The sequence below is a fragment of the Novosphingobium sp. genome, assembly GCF_032093395.1.
Classification (GTDB): Bacteria; Pseudomonadota; Alphaproteobacteria; order Sphingomonadales; family Sphingomonadaceae; genus Novosphingobium.
Genome location: NZ_DAMDBA010000056.1, coordinates 25,971 through 34,101, shown reverse-complemented (window position 1 = coordinate 34,101; position 8,131 = coordinate 25,971). Strand labels below are relative to the sequence as shown.

General features: G+C 63.5%; 5 protein-coding genes and 4 pseudogenes. 3 read left to right on the top strand and 6 right to left on the bottom strand.

Annotated features, from left to right (window positions below):
* A pseudogene (locus RT424_RS17075) lies at positions 1-201 on the bottom strand (hypothetical protein); the annotation flags it as partial.
* Between the two features lie 242 nt (positions 202-443).
* Between RT424_RS17075 and RT424_RS17070 the strand changes: the two are divergent.
* Together RT424_RS17070 and RT424_RS17065 are read left to right on the top strand one after the other, a co-directional pair.
* Positions 444-806 (top strand): hypothetical protein, encoded by a 363-nt coding sequence (locus RT424_RS17070; protein ID WP_075153459.1) that lies wholly within the window; start codon positions 444-446, stop codon positions 804-806.
* 77 nt (positions 807-883) lie between these two features.
* Positions 884-1,144: a hypothetical protein gene (locus tag RT424_RS17065; protein WP_075153460.1), complete on the top strand. Its 261-nt coding sequence runs from the start codon at positions 884-886 to the stop codon at positions 1,142-1,144.
* Positions 1,145-1,314: 170 nt separating this feature from the next.
* Here the strand turns inward: RT424_RS17065 and RT424_RS17060 are convergent.
* Together RT424_RS17060 and RT424_RS17055 are read right to left on the bottom strand one after the other, a co-directional pair.
* Positions 1,315-3,903 (bottom strand): annotated as a pseudogene (locus RT424_RS17060) (Tn3 family transposase); the annotation flags it as partial.
* A gap of 501 nt (positions 3,904-4,404) precedes the next feature.
* Positions 4,405-4,962 (bottom strand): recombinase family protein, encoded by a 558-nt coding sequence (locus tag RT424_RS17055; protein WP_313440686.1) that lies wholly within the window; start codon positions 4,960-4,962, stop codon positions 4,405-4,407.
* A 138-nt stretch (positions 4,963-5,100) separates the two neighbouring features.
* Here RT424_RS17055 and RT424_RS17050 point away from each other — a divergent pair.
* Positions 5,101-5,736: pseudogene (locus RT424_RS17050) on the top strand (DUF4158 domain-containing protein); the annotation flags it as partial.
* Between the two features lie 268 nt (positions 5,737-6,004).
* On the opposite strand, the gene RT424_RS17045 reads toward RT424_RS17050, so the two are convergent.
* The 3 genes and pseudogenes from RT424_RS17045 to RT424_RS17035 all read right to left on the bottom strand — a co-directional run.
* Complete coding sequence (locus RT424_RS17045) at positions 6,005-6,328, bottom strand: DUF1259 domain-containing protein (RefSeq protein ID WP_313440690.1); 324 nt, start codon at positions 6,326-6,328, stop codon at positions 6,005-6,007.
* A gap of 194 nt (positions 6,329-6,522) precedes the next feature.
* Positions 6,523-6,786 (bottom strand): annotated as a pseudogene (locus tag RT424_RS17040) (DUF1259 domain-containing protein); the annotation flags it as partial.
* A gap of 143 nt (positions 6,787-6,929) precedes the next feature.
* Positions 6,930-8,131: chromate transporter (locus RT424_RS17035; RefSeq protein WP_313440682.1), on the bottom strand; the 1,202-nt coding region annotated here is incomplete at its 5' end.

The window sequence follows — 8,131 nt, the reverse complement described above, 5'->3', positions numbered from 1 at the left end:
GGTCACGACGCGATAGACCTCGAGCTTCTGGCCGACCTCGGCGCCATCGGCCTTGCCGATGCACACGACCGTGCCGTTGCTGCCCGTGTCGACGATCGAGCCGCGCATGAACAAGCTGTGCCCGATGCCCTGGGCCATTGCGGGGACGGCAGCAAGCATCGAAATGCCGGCAAGCGCGACCATGAGAGTTTTCCTGACCATATTCACCTCCTTGGATGGTAAGCCACCGCCCGGACCTGCCGAGGGGAAGAGCGTCTCTTCAGGCTTGGGACTACGGTCCCGGGTCCAGCCTCGATATACGTAGAGGCCGCAGCCGATCTTCTTCCCCGGGCCGGATCATTATTGACGCGGAACTGACGGAATCGTCAGCCCGCACTTGAAAATCCGGGCGGCACGAGACTTTGGTTGGCTGCGCCTGCTAAACCCGCTAAATATCGAGGCTCGTGAAACGCCTGCTCGCCCTTCTGCTCGTCATCGGAGCGCTGTCCGGTCTCTTCGGAGCCCAGATGGCGGCGGCGCACAGCGTGCCGCAGGCGGCCGGCGCGCCGCTGGCCAAGGGCATGGATGCGGACTGCATGGCGATGATGGCCAAGCAGCAGCCCGCGCCCCGCGAAAAGCCCTGCAAGGGCCTGACACTCGATTGCATCGCCGCGATGGGGTGCGTGATCCCGCTGGTCGCAGCTGACCTGGCAGGCGGCGTTGCGCCTGCGCGTGTCTACGATGCGCCCAGCTTCTGGACGACCGACAGGATATTGACCGGCAAGGCGGTTGTGCCCGAGCCGGATCCTCCCACCAGCCTTGCCTGATTGAACGAGCACGGGCTGCGCGCGTCGATCGATGCGCGTGCGCCCGTTTTCCTTCTTTTCAGTCAAAGGTCTTCGTAATGATCAAAACGATGCTTTCGGCCGCCCTCGTGGCGGCTCTCAGTCTCGCCGTGCCTGCGCTTGCAGCCGACGCGAGCAGCACGCCGCAAGGCCATTGGGAATGGCGGTCGGCGCCGCAATATGGTCCGCGGGCGACTGGCCCCGCGCGTGTTCGCATATGGGTTCCCCAGAGCCGGGACATGGCCAGCTGCGATTGCGTGATGGTGCAGCCAAGCGCCGCCGACTGCATGCGCGGCGCAGGCAAGTCGGACAAGGGCTAACCCACTCCGGGAGCGGCGCATCACATGTTGGCGCGCCGCCTCCGTCATGAGGGGATGATATCCATGATCATGATGCCGAGGCGCGCTATGCGACGCCTGTTCCTCTCACTTGGTGCGACGCTTGCGAGCGGCTGGGCGGGGTCGGTTCCGGCTGAGGGCGGAATGACACCCTAAGCGCCGGCGTCCTTGGGCCAAAGGTACTCGCCAGTGAGGAGGATGTGTGCCCATCCGAGCGGCGAAATATGGGCGAGAAGATGGTCGGGGGTATCGAGCCCTTCGCGGCGCCGGGCCTCAACGGCATGGCCAAGGTGCAGGGTGTTCCAGTAGACGATGATGGCGGTGAGCAGGTTGAGGCCGGCGATCCGGTAATGCTGACCCTCCGTCGTGCGGTCGCGGATTTCGCCCTGACGGCCGATGCGCAGGGCATTTTTCAGCGCATGATGTGCCTCGCCTTTGTTGAGGCCGACCTGTGCACGGCGCTGCATGCCGACGTCGAGTATCCATTCGATGATGAACAGCGTCCGCTCGATCCGGCCCACCTCGCGCAGCGCGGAGGCAAGATCGTTCTGGCGCGGATAGGAGGCGAGCTTGCGCAAGATGCTGCTCGGCGCGACCTGTCCAGCGCTCATGGTGGCGGCGCAGCGGAACAGATCGGGCCAGTTGGAAACGATCAGCGCCTCACGCGCCTTGCCGCCCACCAGCGGGCGCAATTCGCTCGGCGTCGCGGCAGGGTCGAACACGTACAGTCGTTTGGATGGGAGGTCGCGGATGCGCAGTACAAGGCGGCAGCCGAGCATCGCGCTGATCCCGAACAGATGATCGGTGAACCCGCCAGTGTCGGCGTACTGCTCTTCGATCCGTCGCCCTGCCTCATTCATCGTCAGCCCGTCGAGTAGATAAGGTGCTTCGCTGACCGTGGCTGGAATGGTCCGCGATGCAAACGGCGCGAAGCGGTCGTTGACGTGGGTATAGGCCTTGATGCCGGGATCGTTGCCGTAGCGGGCGTTGATCGTATTCATCGCTTCGCCCTGCCGTGCGGCGGGGAAGAACTGGCCATCGGCCGATGCGGATCTGCCCATACCCCAGACCTGGGCCATCGGCAGCGCCCCTTGCGCCGCGACCACGTTGGCCAGCGCCTGGTCGATCGCCTCGCTTTCGACGTGCCAGCGAGCGAGACGGGAGAGTTGCCAATAGTCGTGAGTGTTGGAAGCCTCTGCCATCTTACGCAGACCCAAATTCAGGCCCTCGGCAAGCAGGACGTTGAGCAGGCCGATTCGGTCGCCGCATGGCACGCCGGTGCGCAGATGCGTGAAGGCATCAGTGAAACCCAGCGCGGTATCGACTTCGAGCAGCAGATCGGTGATGCGGACGGGCGGCAGCCGGCGATACAGATCAAGCACCAGATCCTCGATCCCATCCGGCGCGTCAGCGGTGAGCCGATCAATGCGCAGCGTGCCGTCCTCGATGCTGCCTTTCGGAATTGTACCGCTGCGCGCGGCGCGACCGAGCCGGGCAAGGCCATCAGCGAGACGCACTTTGCGGTCAGCCAGCCAGACATGCGGGTCGGACGGGACCGCCAGCTTCGCGGCATGCGCGACCGCCATCGGCAAGAGGACGTGGCGCAGGTCACCATATCGATGCGAGCGGTCGAGCCATATGTCGCCCGAGCGCAGCGCGTCGCGCAGGTGAAACATGACCGCGACTTCCCGGAGGCGGGCATCATCATCGCCCTTCGCCCGCAACTGTCGCCGCCATTTGGAATGCGGGCGCAAGAAATCGTCGGCCGCCGGAACTGCGCCCTTGGTAGCGATGACGGTAGCCGCGTCCAGCAAAGGCCGTGCAACCGCCGCAGCTTTGAGGTCGAGGCATCGCAGCATGCGCGGGGCATACCGACGGAAGCGGTGATACCCCTGATCAACATAGGCCAGCGGATCATCGCCCAAGGTGTCCGTCAACGTCTTGGCCGTAGCGACGAGGCTGGTGAGCCGTTCCCATCCCGCCCCGCCCGCGACCGCATCTTCCAGCGACGCGCCGTCGCCATCCGCTTCGAGCAATGATTGACCGAGTGCAGTGAAGCCGTTCAAAGTCGCAGTGGTAGCGCCTCTGGTTTCTACGACCCGCGCGTCATGCAGTTGCTTCGCGTCGCGCCAGGTGCGGCCAACGATCCGGTCATGTGTTTCGATCACCGCATCCGCAGTCGCCGTGGCCCATTCAATGACGCAGACCGCCATGATAGCGCGGCGCCGATCGGCGCCGAGGTCGCGCAGGCCATCGGCGAAGTAGCGCTCGCCCTGCCGGCGTAGCCGGGCGACGCGATGCGGTGGAACACCGGCAAGTATACCATCATTGAGGTTCATCGCGCGCAGGAACTCGAGCCGGTCGAGCAGCCGGTTCGCCGCGGCGGAGTTGTTGCCCGGCTCAATCCGGCGCAGCCAGATGAAGCGGCTGATCGCCCCCGGCAGCATCTCGGTAGTCAGTCGGTCGAGCCCATCACAGGCGACGGGATCGAGACGGGCCGCGATCCGCTTCTCGATCCGACGTTCGGCGGCGACGAGCGCGTCCGCGCACAAACGCTCGATTGTCGTGATCGCCGGCAGGATGGTCATGGTTTCACGGCAGCGGGCAATGAAGCGCCGGGCAAGGTCGTCGTTTGAGCGTGCCTGCTCGGCTTCGGCGAGAAGCCAATCGCGGAAAGCCCTGGCATACGGTCCCCGTCCGGGGAACATTCTGTATCCGTAGATGGGGTGACTACACGAAAGTGAATTTTACGTACGCGAGAGACGAACGAATGCAGTACGACCTGGGCTAAGGCGGCCGCAGGGGCTACCGCTTACCGCACCCAGCAGGTTTTACGGGCCAAACGAACGGTAGCGAGCCAAGGACAAAGCCCAGGAACGTTGCCTGAAGCGGAACCGAAAAACCAAATGCCGGAATGCTCAAGGCTATCAGAGCGTAGGTGTTTGCAGCGACATCACCGATCATAATTGACGCGGCCAGAACCAAGCCCGCCCGCCTGAAACGCGAAAGAAGTAGCATAATAGCAAGCGCGTCTAAGAATATCAGTAAGGACCAGAATACCTCTAGTAGGAACGGCCCCCAATCATAGGGCCTCCATCCGTATGCTGCAAAGTCTCGCGCATGATTGAAAACGCCAATCCCAAAACAGGTTATGTAGATTCCGATGATAACCCGAATGCGTGCGTTTACGCGGGATTGTGTAACATGATGACGGATCGGATCGATATTTGGGGCCATAGCTATTACGCCTTTGCGCCTTCCAACGCTTTATAAAGGGCGGTTTTGCCAATCTTGAGCCGGGCGGCGGCTTCGCGCACAGTAAGGCCTGCTGCGATGTGCGCCCGCGCTTTGCGTAGCTTGTCAGGTGTAACAACAGGACGGCGGCCACCCTTGCTGCCGCGCTCGCGCGCGGCTCGCAGACCCGCTTGGGTGCGCTCGCGGATCAGATCACGTTCAAACTGCGCGAGGGAGCCGAAGATGTTAAACACCAGCATCCCTCCCGGCGTGGTGGTGTCGATGTTCTCGGTGAGCGAGCGGAACCCGATGCCTCGCGCCGCCAGTTCACCAACTTTTTCGATGAGGTGGCTCATCGAGCGGCCGAGGCGATCGAGCTTCCATACCACCAGCGTGTCGCCGGCGCGCAAATAGGCCAGTGCTTCGGCAAGGCCCGGCCTGTCGGTCCTGGCTCCCGACGCCTGATCGTCGAAAACCCGATCGCATCCTGCCCGCTGGAGAGCGTCATGCTGGAGCGACAGCTTCTGGTCGGGGGTGGAGACCCGCGCATAGCCGATCAGCGCCACGGGCCGCCCCATACTGTCCGTTTTCCCATCATCATGCGATCTTGTCCGAATCGCCATCGAAGGTCCAGAGTTGACGGACACATTCCCGGTGACCGTCCAACGGACGTCTGACGGACAGTGACATGGAGGGGTTCGAGCTTGGCCAGAAGACACCTGCTGACCCGCGAGATGCTTGCGGAGCATTATGATTCGTCGCTCGATGAACGCGAAATCGCCCGCCACTTCACCTTGACCCGTGACGATCTTGAACTGATCGCATCCCGGCGCGGCGACGCCACCCGCCTCGGCTATGCGATGCTGATGCTGTATCTCCGCTGGCCCGGGCGCGTGCTGGAAGCCGGCGAAGCGCCGCCCATGCCGATCCTCGCGTTCGTGGCCCGTCAGTTGGATGTGTCGCCCGCGTCATGGCGCGACTATGCCCGCCGCGACGAAACGCGGCGGACGCACCTCGCCGACCTGTCGCGCCGTTTCGGTCATCGCGTTTTCAGTCGCGCGGATTTTCACGCGCTGGTCGCATTCGCCATGCCGATCGCGCAGACCACCACCCGGCCCTCGCGGCTTGCCGGTATCGTCATCGACGAGATGCGCCGCCGGCGATTGCTGCTGCCGCCCGTGACGGTGGTCGAGGCGATCGTGCGGCGGGCGCGGCAGCAGGCCGGGGATCTGGTCCATGACGTGCTCGCCGGGGATCTCAGTAAACCCGAATGCGCGACGCTCGACGCCCTCCTGTCGCGACGCGACGACAAAGGCGCGACCTGGCTCTCATGGGCGAGGAGAGACAATTTCAGGTGTCGGGGTCAAGGCTCGCCAGGATCAGCGCGTCAGGGAAATGGCTCAAGACCAGATATTGCAGAAGTCCCGCTCGATTGGGGGACGCTAGGGTGTGCCACATGGCACACCCTGCATGTCCTAGACGGCAGCTCAGCGCCAATTTCTGCCATCCGTTATATTCAATCCCGTTCCTTTAAGCAGACCTTCCCGCGCCAGAGGCAGCACCATTGGCGCGGGTTGATCTGAGAATTTCGGACGCGCAGCCTTAGCCTCAGCGCGTACTTGGGGTAACAGCCACATGGCTGAGCGCCGCTACCAGGCCCGTCGCTAGCTTCTGCGCATCGTCATTTGCCCAGAAATGCATGAAGAACATGCGCGGTTCGTCGTTCAGCATATGGTTGTGCAGGGCAGTCACCTCGATGCCGTTCTCACGCAGCGCGCGTAGGACCGGGTTAACCTCTGAAGCTGCCAGCACAAAATCCCCGGTGATGGCAGCCTTGCCATCGCCTGTGGACTGGAAGTTGATCGCGATGGCCGATCCCATGGCGGGTGGGAGCGCCATGCCGCCGTCGCGCGGTGCTTCGGCACGCGGAATGCCATAGGCATAGACGCCGCCCCGGTCTTGCCCTTGTAGCCCATGATCTTGTCGAGCGACGCCGTATCGAGGTCGATCGCATCTGGCTGGGCCGGCGCAGAAGTCGCAGGAGCCGTCAGCGGCGTCTTGCTCAACGCCAGCGCATCGTGGAGGATTTTGCCCAACTTCGCCGGATCGCCACTCGCGCCGATGTGCATATACATGGTGTGAGGGCTATTGCGCAGCAGATGGTTGTGCAGAGCGGTGATCTCGAACCCGTTCGCCACGAGCTTGGCCATTACCGGATTAACCTCGGTGTCGGTCAAGACGAGATCGCCCATCACCATGACCTCGCCATTCCCATGGCTCATGAACGCGAGCCAGGAACCAAGCGCGAGGGCGGGTTTCAGGGCGACGCCGTCCAGCGTCACCTTGAGATCGCTGCGCGGCAGAGCGATGCGGTAGACGCCGCCCGGCATCTCCGTCCCGGCCTTGCCGAAGGACGTGGCGATTGCCTGCTCCCAGGGTTCGGCCGCATGTGCCGGGGCGCTCAGCGCCAGAAGGCCGAGCAGGCTCAACAATCGCATGGACTTCATCAGGGTCTCCTTTCGAAAGGTGGACGTCAGAAAATGGGCGTGAGCAGATAAAGGGCGATGCCGGCGGCAGACGTCGCCAGAAGCGTCGGAATCATGCCGACTTTGAAGCGAAACACCGCCACCGCAGCACCGATGGCGAGGACAAGCGCGGGTACATGAAGCGACGACAGGACCGGCAAGTCGAAGGAAACCGGGCCGATAGTCGCCGCGTGAACCTGACGGAACAGCGCGTGGATCGCGAACCAGAGCGCCAGATTGAGGATGACACCAACGACTGCAGCGGTGATCGCGCCGAGCGAGGCGGACAGCGCGAGATTGCCGCGCAGACGCTCCACGAACGGCGCACCTGCGAATATCCAGAGAAAGCAAGGCACGAAGGTCACCCAGGTCGTCAGGATCGCGCCGAGGGTCGCTGCCACCAGCGGATGCAGCCCGCCAGCCTCGCGGAAAGCCGCAAGGAAACCCACGAACTGCGTCACCATGATGAGCGGTCCCGGCGTGCTTTCCGCGAGGCCAAGGCCATCCAGCATCTCACCCGGTTGTAACCAGCCATAGGTGCCGACCGCTTCCTGCCCGACATAGGCCAAGACGGCATAGGCCCCACCAAACGTTACGACCGCCATCTGGCTGAAGAAGGTCGCGATGCGGGTATAGACATCGTCCGGGCCGAGCAAAGCAAACAGGATGCCGACCGGCGCGAGCCAGAGGACAAGCAGGGCGCCGGATATCTTGAGCGACCAGCCAAGATTCGGCCGGGCATGGTCGGGAAGACCTTCGCCCAGAGCCGTATCGCGGTCATGCACGATGTTACCGCTCGACGGACCGTGGCCGCCGCCGCCCTTGAAAGCAGGCAGGCCGAGCCGCCCACCGACATAGCCCGCGAGCGCTGCCGTCAGAACGATGACGGGAAAGGGCGCGTCGAGGAAGAAGATGGCGACGAACGCCGCCGCCGCTATGCCGCGCATGACATTGTTCTTCAGCGCGCGTGACCCAACTCGCACGACAGCCTGAAGCACAACGGCGAGCACCGCCGCCTTGAGGCCGAAGAACAGACCCATCACGACCGGGGAATGGCCGAGCAGCACATAGATGTAGCTCAGGCACAGGATTGCGAGGAAGCCAGGCAGGACGAACAGAGCGCCGGCGACCAGTCCGCCTTTCGTCTTATACAGGAGCCAGCCGATATAGGCGGCAAGCTGTTGCGCCTCCGGTCCCGGCAACAACATGC